Source organism: Sphingomonas taxi (assembly GCF_000764535.1).
Taxonomy (GTDB): Bacteria; Pseudomonadota; Alphaproteobacteria; order Sphingomonadales; family Sphingomonadaceae; genus Sphingomonas; species Sphingomonas taxi.
Genome location: NZ_CP009571.1, coordinates 1,963,449 through 1,979,364 on the forward strand (window position 1 = coordinate 1,963,449; position 15,916 = coordinate 1,979,364).

11 protein-coding genes are annotated in these 15,916 nt (G+C 69.4%); 1 reads left to right on the plus strand and 10 read right to left on the minus strand.

Going from position 1 to position 15,916, the window contains the following annotated elements; all coding sequences use genetic code 11:
* Positions 1 to 19: 19 nt before the first annotated feature.
* From MC45_RS08835 to MC45_RS08850, 4 genes are read right to left on the minus strand one after another with little or no spacing between them, the layout of a single operon-like run.
* On the minus strand, positions 20 to 2,017 hold the full coding sequence (locus MC45_RS08835; RefSeq protein WP_038661973.1) for a tetratricopeptide repeat protein: 1,998 nt from the start codon (positions 2,015 to 2,017) through the stop codon (positions 20 to 22).
* The gene (prsR, locus tag MC45_RS08840; RefSeq protein ID WP_038661976.1) at positions 2,010 to 3,365 is read right to left on the minus strand and encodes a PEP-CTERM-box response regulator transcription factor; all 1,356 of its coding nucleotides are present in this window, start codon (positions 3,363 to 3,365) and stop codon (positions 2,010 to 2,012) included. Before prsR ends, MC45_RS08835 begins: the two co-directional genes overlap by 8 nt.
* Positions 3,362 to 5,395, minus strand: a complete 2,034-nt coding sequence (gene prsK / locus MC45_RS08845) for an XrtA/PEP-CTERM system histidine kinase PrsK (RefSeq protein WP_038661979.1) — start codon at positions 5,393 to 5,395, stop codon at positions 3,362 to 3,364. Before prsK ends, prsR begins: the two co-directional genes overlap by 4 nt.
* 4 nt (positions 5,396 to 5,399) lie before the next feature.
* Complete coding sequence (locus MC45_RS08850; protein WP_038661982.1) at positions 5,400 to 6,788, minus strand: TIGR03013 family XrtA/PEP-CTERM system glycosyltransferase; 1,389 nt, start codon at positions 6,786 to 6,788, stop codon at positions 5,400 to 5,402.
* A gap of 159 nt (positions 6,789 to 6,947) precedes the next feature.
* On the opposite strand from MC45_RS08850, the gene MC45_RS08855 reads away from it, so the two are divergent.
* The gene (locus MC45_RS08855) at positions 6,948 to 7,988 is read left to right on the plus strand and encodes a mannose-1-phosphate guanylyltransferase/mannose-6-phosphate isomerase (protein WP_081974393.1); all 1,041 of its coding nucleotides are present in this window, start codon (positions 6,948 to 6,950) and stop codon (positions 7,986 to 7,988) included.
* 21 nt (positions 7,989 to 8,009) lie between these two features.
* Here MC45_RS08855 and MC45_RS08860 read toward each other — a convergent pair whose 3' ends face one another.
* The 6 genes from MC45_RS08860 to MC45_RS08885 all read right to left on the minus strand — a co-directional run bounded on the left by MC45_RS08860 (position 8,010) and on the right by MC45_RS08885 (position 15,815).
* A complete protein-coding gene (locus tag MC45_RS08860; RefSeq protein WP_038661987.1) occupies positions 8,010 to 8,471 on the minus strand; it encodes a DUF3429 domain-containing protein in 462 nt (153 codons plus the stop codon).
* 208 nt (positions 8,472 to 8,679) lie between these two features.
* Positions 8,680 to 10,323 carry a chaperonin GroEL gene (gene groL, locus MC45_RS08865; protein WP_038661989.1) on the minus strand — a complete coding sequence of 548 codons (1,644 nt, stop codon included), beginning with the start codon at positions 10,321 to 10,323 and terminating at the stop codon, positions 8,680 to 8,682.
* A 66-nt stretch (positions 10,324 to 10,389) separates the two neighbouring features.
* Complete coding sequence (gene groES / locus MC45_RS08870; protein WP_038661992.1) at positions 10,390 to 10,677, minus strand: co-chaperone GroES; 288 nt, start codon at positions 10,675 to 10,677, stop codon at positions 10,390 to 10,392.
* Positions 10,678 to 10,952: 275 nt separating this feature from the next.
* A complete protein-coding gene (locus MC45_RS08875; protein ID WP_052075802.1) occupies positions 10,953 to 12,260 on the minus strand; it encodes an MFS transporter in 1,308 nt (435 codons plus the stop codon).
* Between the two features lie 10 nt (positions 12,261 to 12,270).
* Entirely contained in the window at positions 12,271 to 13,482 is a 1,212-nt protein-coding gene (gene manD / locus MC45_RS08880) for a D-mannonate dehydratase ManD (protein WP_038661995.1), read from the minus strand.
* Between the two features lie 11 nt (positions 13,483 to 13,493).
* Positions 13,494 to 15,815 carry a glycoside hydrolase family 3 N-terminal domain-containing protein gene (locus MC45_RS08885; protein WP_052075803.1) on the minus strand — a complete coding sequence of 774 codons (2,322 nt, stop codon included), beginning with the start codon at positions 15,813 to 15,815 and terminating at the stop codon, positions 13,494 to 13,496.
* Positions 15,816 to 15,916 lie beyond the last annotated feature (101 nt).

The window sequence follows — 15,916 nt, forward strand, 5'->3', positions numbered from 1 at the left end:
CAAGCGATCAAGGGACCGATCAGGCGGCGATCCGGCGGGCATGCGTGGCGATCACCGGGTCGCCGGGGGCGAGCGCGACCGCCTTGGCGGCGAGCTGCCGTGCCTCCGCCAGATCGCCCGCCGCGGCGAGCGCCACCGCATAAGCGTCGCATACGCCGGCGTTCATCGGCGCGAGCCGATAGGCGGCACGGCCATAGCTGCGCGCCACCGCCGCGTCCGCATCCGCGCCGCCGCCGGCATAGGCCAAAGCAAGATCGGCGAGCAGCATGGCGTCGCGATTGCCGGCCATGCGGCGGACGCTCTCCAGCGTCTCGATCGCCGCGTCCGTCTCGCCGTTGCGGACCTGCCAATGGCCGAGGATGCGGCGGCCGGACAGGCTCTGCGGGTTTTGTCCAAGGTAGAGCGACAGCGCCGCCGCCGCCTCGCGCGGGCGACCGGCCCGACCCCAGGCATCGACCAGCCGCAGCATCGTCGGTTCGTCGAAGGCGAGGCTGGCGGCGCGCGCATAGACCTGCGCCGCCTCGGCGAAGCGGCCGCCGATCGCGAGCGCGTCGCCCAGGACGGTCTGCGCGGCGGGCGCGCCCGGGCTGGCGGCGGCGAGGCCGCGCGCGCGCGCGATCGCACCGGCGGTATCGCCGCGACCGAGCTGCGCGCGGATGACGCCGAGCAGGTAATTGGGATCGGTCGGGTCCTCGCGCGCATCGGCGAGCAGCGCGGCGGGGTCGTCGTCGCTGGCGAAGGCAACGGGGCCGCCATGCGCACCGGCCGCGGCACGATCGAGATAACGCGCCGCGGCGACGCGGTCCCCGGTCGCCTCGAAGGCGCGGGCGACGAGGGTCAGCGTATAGCCGTCGGCATCGTCGCGCAGCGCGATCGGCTGCAACTGGTCGAGGGCACCCTGCGCATCGCCCGACCGTAGCAGCGCCGCACCGAGCAGCCGACGGGCCGCGACGTTCATCGGTTGATCCGCCGCGAGCTGGCGCCAGGTGCCGATCGCGCGTTCGGTCTGGCCGCGCGCGAAATCGAGACCGCCACCGAGCAGTGCCGCACCGGGCAAAGCGCCGATGCCGTCGCCGGCGCGCTGGAGCAGATCGCGCGCCAGCTCGCCGCGCCCGGCACGCGCGGCAAGCACCGCCTGAAGGTAGAAGGCCTGCGGACTGCCCGGCCGCGCGGCGAGCGCGCGGCGGGTGGCATCGAGCATATCGGCGTTGCGCCCGACCTCGCCGAGCGTCGCGGCATATTCGATCAGCGCCGGGTGATAATAAGCGTCGCGCTCCAGCGCGGCCTCGAACCAGGGCAGCGCGGCGATCGGGCCATAGCGGGTGCGAACGATCTCGGCCTGCAAGGCGAGCGCGACCGGATCGCCCGGGGCAAGCCGCTGCGCTCGCGTCGCGGCATCGGCGGCCGCGGCGATCTCGCCGGCGTCGAGGCGGATGCGACCGAGATCGGTCCAGGCGGCGGCGTCGCGCGGCGTACGTTGGAGCAGACCGGCGAGCGCCTGTGCGGCGGTGCCGCTGTCGCCCTGCATCGCCAGCGCGCGGGCGCGGGCGCGGATCGCCTCGCCGTCGCCGGCCGGCGCGCGCGCGGCGGTGTCGATCGCCCCTTGCCAGTCGGACTGGAGGAAGCGGGCCTGCGCGCGCAGGCCGGCGATGTCGGCGGGCGCGATGCGCAGCGCGCGGGCACGGCTCAACGCCCCCTCCGCCGCGACGCCATCGCCGAGCCGTAGATAGGTGCGGGCGAGCAGCAGCATCGCCGGTCGCGATCCGGGCGCGCCCGCGAGCGCGGCGAGCGCATGGTTGCGGGCGGCGCTGTAATTGCCGATGCGATAGGCGGTGCCGGCGTCACGCAGCGCCACGGCGGGGTCGATCCGCGGCGCGGGACGCAGCACCAGTAGCGCGACAAGCGCCGCGACCAGTGCGAGCACGACGAGCGCGATCACCTGCCGACGGCGCGGGCGCGGCCAGACGATCCGCCGGCGGCGCTTGCCGGGCAGCAGGGGATAGCGGCGGTCAGCCATGCAGATCGTAGCTCTTGAGCAGATCGTACAGCGTCGGCCGACTGACCCCGAGCAGCCGCGACGCGCCGGAGATATTGCCGTCGGCCTGCGCCAGCGCCTGCCGGATCGCCTTGCGGTCCGCCGTCTCGCGCGCGCTGCGCAGGTTGAGCGGCAGCGCATCGGCCGCGGTCGCGTCGAGATCGAGATCGGCGGCGGTCACCGATTTGCCGTCGGCCATGATGACCGCGCGCTTGATCCGGTTCTCCAGTTCGCGGACGTTGCCCGGCCAGCCCCAGGCGTCGATCGCCGCCAGCGCATCGGGCGCGAGGCCGGTGACGGCGGGGTTCATCGCCGCGGCGTGGCGCCGGACGAAGGCGCGGGCGAGCAGGCTGGCGTCGCCCGGCCGCTCGGCGAGGCCGGGGATACGCACGACGATCTCGGCGAGGCGGTAATACAAATCGTCGCGGAAGCGTCCGTCGGCGACCATCGTGCCGAGGTCCTGATGCGTCGCGCAGACAATGCGGGTGTCGACCGGGATCGGCTTGCGCCCGCCGATCCGCTCGATGACGCGCTCCTGCAGGAAGCGCAGCAGCTTGACCTGCAACGGCAGCGGCACGTCGCCGATCTCGTCGAGGAACAGGGTGCCGCCCGCCGCCTGTTCGATCTTGCCCGGCGTCGTCTTGACCGCGCCGGTGAACGCGCCCTTTTCGTGGCCGAACAATTCGCTTTCGAGCAACGTCTCGGGAATGGCGGCGCAGTTGATCGCGACGAATTCGCCACGGCGGCGCGGCGAATGATCGTGGATGCCGCGGGCGAGCAGTTCCTTGCCCGTGCCGCTCGCACCGAGCAGCATCACCGAGACATCGGCGGGCGCGACGCGCTCGATCGTGCGCACTACCTTCGCCATCTCGTCCGAGGCGTAGATCAATCCGCCGAATCCGGCCGCGGCCGTCTCGCGCGCGGCGAGGCGGCGGTTCTCCGCCTCCAGCGCATGGACGTGGAAGGCGCGGGCGACGATCAGGCCCAGCGCGTCGATGTCGATCGGCTTGGCGTAGAAATCCCAGGCGCCGAGTGCGATCGCGCGCAACGCGCTGTCGCGGGCGCCGTGGCCCGAGGCGACGATGATCTTGGTCGCGGGCTTGAGCGCCAGCATCTCGGCGAGCGTCGCGAACCCTTCGCTGGTACCGTCCGGATCGGGCGGCAGGCCGAGGTCGAGCGTCACGACCGCGGGCTCGCGGCTGCGCAGTGCCTCGATCGCTTCGGCGCGGGTGGCGGCGCCGACGATCTCATAGCCCTCATAGGCCCAGCGGAGCTGGCGCTGGAGCGCGAGATCGTCCTCGACGATCAGCAGGACGGGCTTGTCGGTCATGCCGCATGCTCCAGCGCGGGCGCGGCGGGGAGGGTCAGGCGGAAGCGGCTCCCCTCGCCTTCGCGGCTGGTCACGTCGAGCCGGCCGCCCATCTCCTCGGCGAGCTGCCGCGCCTCATAGGCACCGATGCCGAAGCCGGCGGGCTTGGACGAGGCGAAGGGCCGGAACAATTGGTCGCGGACGAAGGCGGCGCTCATCCCGCAGCCGGCGTCGATCACGTCGATAAACGCGCCGTCGCCGGTCGTGCCGGCGACAAGGTCGATGGTTGCGGTGGCCGGGCTCGCCTCGATCGCATTCTGAAGCAGGTGGCCGAGCAGTTGCTCGAGCCGGCCAGGCTGGGCGAGCGCCGTCCCCTGCCCCGCGACGCGCACCGGATGCTGGGCGCGGCGTCCGGCGGCGAGGCGCAGTGCGAGGCCGGCGAGGTCGACCGGCTGGAGCGGTTCGGGTGTCGCGCGATGGTGTTGCGACAGTCGGGCGAGCAAGGCGTTCATGCGGGCGGCGGAGTCCTTCAACGTCTCGACCATGTCGGCGCGGAATGCGGGATTGTCGGCGTGCCGCTCGGCGTTGCGCGCGACGAGGCTGAGGCCGCTGACCAGATTCTTGATGTCGTGGATGATGAAGGCGAAGCGGCGGTTGAACTCGTCGAAGCGCGCGGCGTCGGCGAGCGCGGCATGCGCGCGATCCTCGGCGAGATAGCTCGCCGCCTGCCGCCCGGCGACGCGGAGCAGGTCGAGGTCCTCCCAGTCGAGCGGCCGTTCGTACGGCGGGCGGGCGAGCAGGATGACGCCGATCAGGCTGGTGCCGTGGATCAGCGGCACCAGCGCCCACGCTTCGGCATGGTCGCCTATCCACTGCGGGATCGCCGCCGCCTCCTCGGCCGGCGCCGCGCCGCGGCGGACCTGATCGAGCTCGACGATGCGCGCGCTGGCGGCGAGATGGTCGCGCAGCGCCGCATCGGTGGTCCCCGCCTCGCGCCAGTGCCATGCGGCGCCGGGGGCGAGGCCGCTACCGTCGGGCTCCAGCAGCACGCCCGCCGGCGAGCCGGTCAGGTCGGCGATCGCGCGGACGATGCGCAGGTCGAGCGGATCGGCGCCCGCCCCCGGTGTGCCCAGCGTTGCGGTGAACCGCTGCCATTCGGCGCGATAATCGTAGCGATGGCGGAAGAAATGCTTGGCGACCTTTACCTTGAGCCAGGCGCGCAGCCACGGCGTCGACAGCAACGTCATCAGCGCGGTGGTCGCGCCGAGCACGATCGCGGTCTGCACGATGCGCACCGTACTGCCGGCATAATGGTCGGCGATCCGGGTCAGCAGGATGGTGAAGGCTGCATAGAGCAGCACCGCCGCCACCGAGACGAAGCGCAGCACGATGCCGTGCGACACCGCGAGGCTGCGCGCGCTGCGGCGGGTGACGAGGACCAGCGCGACACCGGTGACGACGAAGCCGCGCAGGGCGAGCGCGGCGGGCGGCACGGCATCGAAGCCGTAGCCCAGCATCGCGACGAGCAGGTCGACACCCCACATCCCGCCGAGCGCGATGGCGACCGGTATCGCCGGCGCGGTGGCGCGCGACGCGCTGCCGGCGGCGACCTGATGCGCGAGCATCAGACCGGCGACCGCCGCAAGCATCGCCGCGATCAGCCGCAGCGCCTCGATCGCCGCCAGCGCATCGCGGGCGAGCGGCAGCGTGTCGAGGATCGCGAGCAGCCCGGCCGCGGCGGTGATCGTCGCGGCGACCAGATAGACGGCGTAGAGCGCGACGCTGCCGCTCCGCCCCCGCCGCACGAGTGCGAGCAGCACCGCCAGCCAGACGAGGTTGCGCAGCGTTTCGCCGAGCCGCGCGGCGACATCGTCCGCACCGATCCCCGCCACCGCCAGCGCCCATAGAGCAGTCAGGATGCAGGCGAGCGTCAGCCCGTTGCGCGCCGCCCCCACGCCAGCCCCCAGGCCCTGCCGGCGCAGCGCGCCGAGCGCGAGCAGGCCGAATGCCAGTGCCGCCAGCGCATGGCCCCAGAGGATCAGTGCCGCCATCGGCTCAGCGCGCCCCCGCCGGCCACAGCACCACCCGCAGCGTCTGCAGCAGGATCAACATGTCGAGGAACGGCGAATAGTTCTTCGCGTAATACAGGTCGTATTCCAGCTTGTGGCGGGCATCCTCGATCGACGCGCCGTAAGGATAATTGATCTGCGCCCAGCCGGTGATCCCCGGCTTCACCATGTGCCGTTCGGCGTAGAAGGGCAGCTGCTGTTCGAGCTGGTCGACGAACTGCGGCCGTTCGGGCCGCGGCCCGACGAAACTCATCTCGCCCTTCAGCACCGCCCAGGTCTGCGGCAGCTCGTCGATCCGGACGAGGCGGATGATGCGGCCGATGCGGGTGATGCGCGGGTCGTCCTTCTCCGCCCACACCGCCTTGCCGGCGACCTCAGCATCCTGCCGCATCGAGCGCAGCTTCACGATGTCGAACCCCTGATTGTAGAGGCCGATGCGGCGCTGGCGATAGAAAGCCGGCCCACGCGATTCGAGCTTGATCGCCAGCGCGGTGAGCAGGATCAGCGGCAGCGTCAGGATCAGCAGCAGCAGGCTGGCGACGATGTCGAAGGCGCGCTTGAACACGCTCGACAGCATCCGACCCGAGGCGAAGCCGTCGGAGAAGATCAGCCACGACGGATTGACCGAATTGAGGTCGATCCGCCCGGTCTCGCGTTCGAGGAAGGTCGAGATCTCGCTGACCGCGACGCCGGTGGTGCGGACGCGCAGCAGGTCCTTGAGCGGCAAGGCGTTGCGGCGTTCCTCCAGCGCCAGCACCACCTCCCCGGCGCCATGGTCGACGACATGCGCGGCGAGGTTGGGGATGGTGTCGCGCGGCACGGCACCCGCGACCACCGGATCGGCCTCGCCCATCGCGACATAGCCCGCGACGATGACGTTGGCGCCGGGCTGGTCCGCCAGCGCGCCGATCCGCGCCGCGCGATGGCCGGCGCCGAGCACGATGATCCGCCGCTTGAACGTATCGCCGCCGAGCGTGCGGTTGAGCATCGCGCGGACCACGACCAGCAGCACCGCGGCGATCAGCGTCGCATAGGCGAGATTGGAGCGCCACAGCGCCACCGGCGGGATCAGGAAGAACAGGATCGACAGGAAGACGACGCCGATCAGGATCGCCACCGCCAGCCGCGCTGCGGCGAAACGCAGCGACAGGAACGAGCCGACGCCATAGGCCCCCACCGCGATCAACGCGATCTGCAACGCCGCGGCGAAGGCGAACAATTGCGGCAGCCGGGTGGTCACCGGCAGGACCAGCATGCCGATCTGATGCGCGCGGATCACCCAGCCAAGCTCCGCCGCAGTCATCAGCAACAGCGCATCGACCACGCCGAGCAGCAGCACGGCATAGGGCACATAATGCTTGAACAGGCGGATCATGCGGGCACCCTCCCATGCCGGTCTGTAAGCTTTTCCGACAGCTATCCCGCAGGTCGCAGAAAAAAGAAAAGAAAACTTGAAGAAGGCGCCCTTAAGGATCGTTTCGCGCGCGCTTCATTTCGGCTAGGGGTGCGCGTCCCAAGGAGTTTATCACGCATCATGACGATCGTTCCTGTGATCCTTTCCGGAGGGTCCGGCACCCGCTTGTGGCCGATGTCGCGTCCCGAGATGCCCAAGCAGCTGCTGGCGCTGACCGCCGAGGAAACCATGCTGCAGCTGACCGCCAAGCGCGCGCACGGCGAAGCCTTCGCGGCGCCGATCGTGGTCGCCAATGCGCGGCATGCCGATCACATCGACGAGCAGCTCCATGCGGTCGGCGCGGCGCCGCAGGCGGTGATCCTCGAACCGGTGGCGCGCAACACCGCGCCCGCGATCGCGCTCGCGGCGCTCGCCGCCAAGGGTGAAGAGGCGTTGCTGGTGATGCCGTCCGATCACGTCATCGCCGACGTCGCCGCCTTCCACGCCGCGATCGAGGCGGCGATGCCGCTGGTCGCCGACGGCTGGCTGGTCACCTTCGGCATCACCCCCGATGCGCCCGAGACCGGTTATGGCTGGATCAAGGTCGGCGAGCCGCTCGCCAACGGCGTCCACCGCGTCGCGCGCTTCGTCGAGAAGCCGATCCGCGAGCGCGCCGAAGAGATGCTGGCCTCCGGCGATCACGCCTGGAACGGCGGCATCTTCCTGTTCCGCGCCGACATCTTCCTCGGCGCCCTCGCTGCACATGCCCCCGGCATGCTCACCGCGACGCAGGAGGCGATGACCAAGGCACGGCGTGACGGCGTGCGCATCTACCCCGATGCCGAGGCGTTCGGCGCATCGCCCGACGATTCGATCGATTATGCGGTGATGGAGCGCGCCGAGCGGGTCGCGGTGGTGCCGGTCGCGATGGGCTGGAGCGACGTCGGCAGCTGGGACGCGTTGCACGCGATCAGCGAGCGTGACGAGAGCGGCAACGCGCATCGTGGCGAGGTCCTGGCGATCGACACGCAGGACTGCCTGATCCGCTCGGACGGGATCCGCATCTCGGCGGTCGGGATCAGCGACCTGATCGTGGTGGCGAGCGGCAACGACGTGATGATCCTGCCGCGCGGCCGCAGCCAGGAGGTCAAGAAGCTGATCGCGGCGATGAAGAACGACTGATGCGGGACCGGACGGTCGCGCTCAGGCGGCGACCGTCCACGCCCACAATCCGGCGAGCCCCGCGGCGCCGATCAGCAACTGGCGGGGCCGCAACGTCGCGAAATAGGCGGGCGCATTGCCGGCGAGCGCCGCCCGGCGATCGAGCAACGCGGCGAGCACATAGCCGACGATCAGCGGCAGCAGCGCACCCGACGGGCGACCGATCACCAGCGCGAGACCGGCGAGCGTGAAATAGGCGATGCTGGTCGCGATCTCGACCGGCTTCGACGCGCGCGGATAGCCGAAACCGAATCCGCGGCGCACACCGGCGATGAAGGCGAGCACGAGTGCGCCCCAGATGATGCCGAGCTGCACCGCCCAGAACGGCCACGGCGTCGGCAGCAACCATGCCCCCAAGGCAGCGGCAACCAGCGGCACCATCGGCCCATAGCCGAGCAGCACACCATCGGCGGGAACGTCGGGACGATCGGCATCATGGTTCATGCCGCGAGCAACGAGCGGAACGCCGCCGGGTTGCCTGGCGACTTTCGTTGTGGTGCCACGACGCCCGCCTCGTCGCGCATGTGCGGCATGCAAAAAGGGACCGGCGGTGGCCCGCGCGGTCCCTTTTCGTGTTCGGTACTTGGAGCAGACGTTCCGGCATGACGCCGTGACGTCGATCGGGGCAGGCCGCGCCTGCCCCGATGCCGGATCAGAAGTCCATGCCGCCCATGCCGCCCATGCCGCCACCGCCGGGCATGGCCGGAGCCTTGTCCTCGGGCAGTTCGGACACGGTCGCTTCCGTGGTGATGAGCAGGCCGGCCACCGAAGCGGCGTTCTGCAACGCGGTGCGGACGACCTTGGTCGGGTCGATCACGCCGGCGGTCACCAGGTTCTCATACGTGTCGGTCGACGCGTTGAAGCCGAACGACGTGTCGTTCTGGTCGAGCAGCTTGCCCGACACGACGGCACCGTCGTGACCGGCATTCTGCGCGATCTGGCGGACCAGAGCCGTCAGCGACTTGCGGACGATGTCGATACCGCGGGTCTGGTCCTCGTTGACGCCCTTCAGGCCATCGAGCGACTTGGTGGCGTACAGCAGCGCCGTGCCGCCGCCGGGGACGATGCCTTCTTCAACGGCCGCGCGGGTCGCGTGCAGCGCGTCGTCGACGCGGTCCTTGCGCTCCTTGACCTCGACCTCGGTCGAACCACCGACCTTGATCACGGCAACGCCGCCGGCGAGCTTGGCGAGACGCTCCTGGAGCTTCTCACGGTCGTAGTCGCTGGTGGTGTTCTCGATCTGCGCACGGATCGCCTCGGTGCGGCCCTTGATCGCATCGGCTTCACCCGCACCGTCGATGATGGTGGTGTTGTCCTTGTCGATCGTGACGCGCTTGGCGGTGCCGAGCATGCCGACGGTGACGTTCTCGAGCTTGATGCCAAGGTCTTCCGAGATCATCTCGCCCTTGGTCAGGATCGCGATGTCCTCGAGCATCGCCTTGCGGCGATCGCCGAAGCCCGGTGCCTTGACCGCTGCGACCTTGAGGCCGCCACGCAGCTTGTTGACGACGAGCGTGGCGAGCGCCTCGCCCTCGATGTCCTCGGCGATGATGAGCAGCGGGCGACCCGACTGGACGACGGCTTCCAGGATCGGGAGCATCGCCTGCAGGTTGCTGAGCTTCTTCTCGTGGATCAGGATGTACGGATCGTTGAGTTCGACCGTCATCTTCTCCGGGTTGGTGATGAAGTAGGGCGACAGATAGCCGCGGTCGAACTGCATGCCCTCGACGACGTCGAGCTCGAAATCGAGACCCTTCGCTTCCTCGACGGTGATCACGCCTTCCTTGCCGACCTTCTCCATCGCTTCCGCGATCTTCTCGCCGACTTCACGGTCGCCGTTGGCCGAGATGATGCCGACCTGAGCGACTTCCGACGAACCCGAGACGGGCTTCGAGCGCGCCTTGATGTCCTCGACGACCTTCAGGACGGCGATGTCGATGCCGCGCTTGAGGTCCATCGGGTTCATGCCGGCGGCCACCGACTTCATGCCCTCGCGGACGATCGCCTGCGCCAGGACGGTCGCGGTGGTCGTGCCGTCGCCGGCGATGTCGTTGGTCTTCGAGGCCACTTCGCGCACCATCTGCGCGCCCATGTTCTCGAACTTGTCCTTGAGCTCGATCTCCTTGGCGACGGTGACGCCGTCCTTGGTGATGCGCGGTGCGCCGAAGCTCTTGTCGATCACGACGTTGCGGCCCTTCGGCCCAAGCGTCACCTTCACCGCATCGGCGAGGATGTCGACGCCGCGGAGGATGCGCTCACGCGCGTCGCGGCCGAATTTTACGTCCTTGGCTGCCATGGTGGCTACCCTTTCAGTTGGTCTGGAAATTCACAAAAGTCACACCAAGGAAGGTGTGACGCGAAGTCAGCCGACGATCCCGAGGATGTCGCTTTCCTTCATGATAAGAAGGTCTTCGCCGTCGACCTTGACCTCGGTGCCCGACCATTTGCCGAACAGGATCTTGTCGCCGGCCTTGACGTCGAGCGGGGTGATCGTGCCGTTCTCGGCGCGCGTACCAGTGCCGACGGCGACGACCTCGCCCTCCTGGGGCTTTTCCTTGGCGGTGTCGGGGATGATGATCCCGCCAGCCGTCTTTTCCTCGGCCTCGACGCGCTTCACGAGGACGCGGTCATGCAACGGACGAAAAGTCATTGCGAAGTCCCTCTTTCAGTCAGTGTTACAGATTTCTGGCACTCACGAAACGCGAGTGCCAACGGGGCGGATATGTGCCGGCTGCACGGGATCGTCAAGGCTCCCGCCGCGCAGAAAATCGCGATGCGGCGGCAGACGGTGCGCTGCGCGGGATGGCGGGCGGGGCGTCCACCATGATCCGTTGGTGCTGAGCCTGTCGAAGCACCGTGAGACTCACCTGCCCTTCGACAGGCTCAGGGCGAACGGGTGGGTGTGGGCCGACCTTTCTAATTGAATCAGCGCGCGATCACCACGTCGCGGTAGCGTGGGTTGAGGAGGTGGAAGGCGAGCAGCGCGACGAGATAGGCGAGGCCGCAGGCGACGAAGAACGGGCCGTAGCTGCCCACCGTATCGAGCAGCAGGCCGAGCGACTTGGAGGCGATGAAGCCCCCCGCCGCGCCGGCGAACCCGCCGAGCCCGATCAGGGTGCCCTGCGCATAGCGGGGAAACTGGTCGCCGGGCAGCGCGAACAAATTGGTCGAGAAGCCCTGATGCGCCGCGCAGGCGAGCCCGATCATGCCGACCGCGACCCAGATGCTGCTCGCCTGCGCGGCGAACATCACCGGCAGCGCGAACAGGGCGCAGACGAACATCGCACGCTTGCGGGCACGGCCCACCGCAACGCCGCGCTTGAGCAGCCGCGACGAATACCAGCCGCCGGCAATCGCGCCGAAATCGGCGAGGATGTAGATGGCGACCAGCGGCGGGCCGAAGTTCTTGAGATCGTAGCCGTAGCGGGTGTGGAAGAAATCGGGCAGCCAGAACAGGAAGGTCCACCAGACCGGATCGATCAGGAAACGACCGGTCATATAGGCCCAGGCCTCGCGATGGCGCAGCACGGCGAGGAAACCCGCGCGGCCGGCATCGTCGGCAGGCTCGGTCTCGATCCACGCGCGCTCCTCGGCGGTGACGCGGGGATGCGCGTGGGGCGGATGGTAGAGCCGCCACCAAGCGGCGAGCCAGACGAGGTTGAACAAGCCGGTGATGATGAACGCCCAGCGCCAGTCGAGCACCAGATTGACGACGATGAAGCCGATCAGCAGCGGCGTCACCACCGCGCCGACGTTGGCGCCGGCGTTGAAGATGCCGATCGCGAGCGCGCGCTCCTTGCGCGGAAACCATTGCGACGCCGCGGCGAGCGCCGAGGGATAGGTGCCCGCCTCGCCGAAGGCGAGCGGGATGCGCGCGATCGCGAAGCCGGTGGTCGAGGTGACGAGCGTCTGCGCGAAATGGCCGATCGTCCAGCTGCCCATCGCGAGCAGATAGCCGTTGCGCGCACCGATCCGGTCGATCAGCCAGCCGAACAGCAGGAAGCCGAAGCCATAGGCGACCTGGAAATAACCGGTGATGTCGCCATAACCCGCATTGCTCCAGCCATAGAGCGCGGTGAGCTGCGGCTTGAGCACGCCGAGCACCAGCCGGTCGATATAGCTCAACACCACCGCCGCGAAGAGCAGGCCGCAGATCAGCCAGCGGATGCGGCCGCGCGGCGGCGTCACCGCATGGACGGCGGTTTCGGGTGCGCTGGCCGCGGCGTCGCCGATCTCGCTCACCTTACCAGCTCCACAAGGTGCCGTCTTCGAGACGGTTCACGGGCAGATAGGCGCGCTTATAGGCGTGCGTGGCGGCGAGGTCCGTGTCGATCGACACGCCGAGGCCGGGCGCGTCGCCCGGATGCATCGTGCCGTCGGTGAAGCGATAGGCGTGCGGGAAGACCGCGTCGGTCTCGGCGCTGTGCGGCATATGCTCCTGGATGCCGAAATTGGGCACCGACAGGCCGAAGTGCAGCGCTGCCGCCATAGCGACCGGCGACAGATCGGTCGCGCCATGGCAGCCGGTGCGGACCTGATAGAGATCGGCGAGCGCGGCGATGCGGCGCAGATGGGTGATGCCGCCGGCGTGGACGACGGTGGCACGGATATAGTCGATGAGCTGGTTCTCGATCAGATGCTTGGCATCCCAGATCGAGTTGAACACCTCGCCGACCGCGAGCGGCGTCGTGGTGTGCTGGCGGATCAGGCGGAAGGCGTCCTGGTTTTCCGCCGGGGTCGCATCCTCGATCCAGAACAAGCGATAGGGTTCGAGATCCTTGCCGAGCCGCGCCGCCTCGATCGGGGTCAGCCGGTGATGGACGTCGTGGAGCAGATGCACGTCCCAGCCGAGCGCCTCGCGCGCCGCGGCGAACAATTCGGGGACGATGCGCAGATATTTCTCGGTCGACCAGACCGCCTCGTTCGGCAGGTCGCCGTCGGCGGGTTCGTAGCGCTGGCCCTGTTTGGCGACGCCATAAGTGGAGGCGAGCCCGGGCACGCCGCATTGCAGCCGGATCGCGCGATAGCCCTCGTCGCGGTGGCGCAATGCGGTTTCGATCGTGTCGGCGATCGTGGTGCCGTTGGCGTGGCAATAGACGAGGCAGGAGTCGCGGGCGGCGCCGCCGAGCAACTGGTAGACCGGCAGGCCCGCGACCTTCCCCTTGATGTCCCACAGCGCCATGTCGACCGCGGCGATCGCGGTCATCGTCACCGGCCCGCGCCGCCAATAGGCGCCCTTGTAGAGATATTGCCAGACATCCTCGATCCGGTGCGCGTCGCGACCGATCAGGCAGGGGACGACGTGATCCTCGAGATAGCTGGCGACGCTAAGTTCGCGGCCGTTCAGCGTCGCGTCGCCAAGGCCGGTGGTGCCGTCGTCGCAGGTGATCTGCAACGTGACGAAATTGCGTCCGGGCGAGGTGACGATGACGCGGGCGTCGGTGATCGTGGGCATCGGATGATCCTTCAGGCGATGTCGAGCGCGACGGTCTGCACGTCGCGGCTGTTGGGGCCGGTCATGATGTCGAAGCGGCCGGGCTCGACCAGTTCGCGCATGTCGCGGTTCCACAGGCGGAAGGCGTCGGGGCCGAGCGTCAGCCGGACGGTGCGGCTCTCGCCGGGCTTGAGCGTCACCCGCGCGAAGCCCTTGAGCGCCTTCACCGGGCGGGCGACCGACGACACCTGGTCGCGGACGTAGAGCTGGACGACCTCGTCGCCGGTGCGGTCGCCGATATTGGCGACGTCGACCTCGACGTCGACCGATCCGGCCACGCCGATCCGCGCCGCCGACAGCCGCGGCGGCGACAGGCGGAAGCGCGTGTAGCTGAGCCCGAAGCCGAACGGGAACAGCGGCGCGTCGTCGTCGAACAGATAGCCGCGCCGCGCCGACGGCTGGTGATCGTAATAGAAAGGCAATTGGCCGACGTCGCGGACCACCGTCACCGGCAGCTTCGCGCCGGGATTGACGTCCCCCCACAATGCATCCGCCATCGCGTGCCCGCCCTGCTGGCCCATATACCAGCATTCTAGCATCGCATTGGCGTTGGCGACCACGGTCGGCCAGCTCGGCGGCCGGCCGTTGATCGCCACCACCACCACCGGCTTGCCGGTCGCCTTCAATGCGGTGAACAGCGCAGTCTGCTCGCTGAGCAGGTCGAGCGAGGTGCGGTCGCCGAGATGCGTCTTGGCATAGCCTTCGCGGCTGGTCTGCTCGGTGTCGCCGATCGCGAGGATCACGACGTCGGCGGACGCGGCCACCGTCACCGCCTCGGCGATCAGCGCGCGGTTGCGGGCGGGATCGGCGAGCAGCACCTCGTTGGCGGACCGATCCTCGCTCTGCGTGATGAACACGCCCTGCGCGTGGACCACCTCGGCCCTGCCCTTCAGCTTGGCGCGGATGCCGTCGAGCAGCGAGACGGGATCGGTCGGGATCGACGAATAGCCGCCGAGCCGCGCGACCGCGGCATTGGGGCCGATCACCGCGACGCGGCGATGACGGTCGACCGAGAGAGGCAGCGTGCCGTCGTTCTTGAGCAAGGCGATCGAGCGCGCCGCGGCCTCGCGGGCGAGCGCCAGCGCCTCGGCATTGGCGGTGAGGCGGGCGGCGGCGCGGGGATCGACGCGCGGCTCCTCGAACAGGCCGGCGCGCATCTTGAGCGTCAGCATGCGCGCGCAGGCGGCATCGATCGCGGCGACACTCACCTTGCCGGCGCGGACCTGATCGGCGAGTGTGCGATAGGCGACGCCGTCGGGCAGGTCGCTGTCCACCCCGGCGGCGAGCGCCAGCCGCGCCGCCTCGCCGACGTCGCCGGCGATATGGTGGAAATAGTCGAGCTCGGGGATCGCCGCGTAATCGCTGACGATCGCACCGTCGAACCCCCATTCGCCGCGCAGCACGTCGCCGAGCAGCCAGCCATTGGCGTGGCTGGGGACGCCGTCGATCTCATTGTACGAGGGCATCACCGCCCCTACCCCGGTCCGCTCGACCACCGCGCGGAACGGCGGGAAATAGCTTTCGCGCAACTCGCGCTCGCCGATCTGCGCGGGCGCGACGTTGTTGCCCGCCTGCGGCTGGCCGTGACCGGTCATGTGCTTGAGCGTCGCGAACACCTTGCCCGGCGCCAGCTCCCGCCCCTCGCCCTGCAGGCCGTGGACGGCGGCGACGCCCATCTCGCCGCACAGATAGGGGTCCTCGCCGAACGTCTCCTCGATCCGCCCCCAGCGCGGGTCGCGGGCGATGTCGACCACCGGCGAGAGCGCGAGCACGGTGCCGTGCGCGCGCACCTCGCGACCGATCACCGACTGGACGCGGGTCATCAGATCGGGATCGAAGCTGCCGGCGAGCGCGATCGCCTGCGGGAAGCTGGTCGCCTCGGGGGCCATATAGCCGTGCAGCGATTCCTCGTGGAACAGCACGGGAATGCCGAGCCGTGTTTTGGTGCGCGACCAGTCCTGCGCGGCGTTGACGAAGGCGATCGTGTCGGCGGGCTTGCGCCAGCGGCCGGTGACGTCGGTCCCGGTGTTAGTCGCGGTCGCCGCGCCGCCGCGATCCGACGGCCGCGCGATCTGGCCGATGCCGTTTGGATAAGCGGCGCTGGCGCGGGCCGGATCGAAGCCGCGCGCCTCGTCCATCACGTCGCGCTTGGTGGTCGACAGCGTGATGAGCTGCGACACCTTCTCGTCGAGCGTCATCCGGCCGAGGAGGTCGCGGACCCGCAGGTCGACAGGCGCGCGCGCGTCCTTGTACAGCGGCGACGCCGGTCGCGCGGCGGCGGGGAGCAACGCCATCAGCGACACCCCCGCACTCCAGCGCAACACCTCACGACGGGACGAAACGGCAGGACGCGACGTCAAGACAGGCTCTCCAGGATTGGCAAACCAATACGATG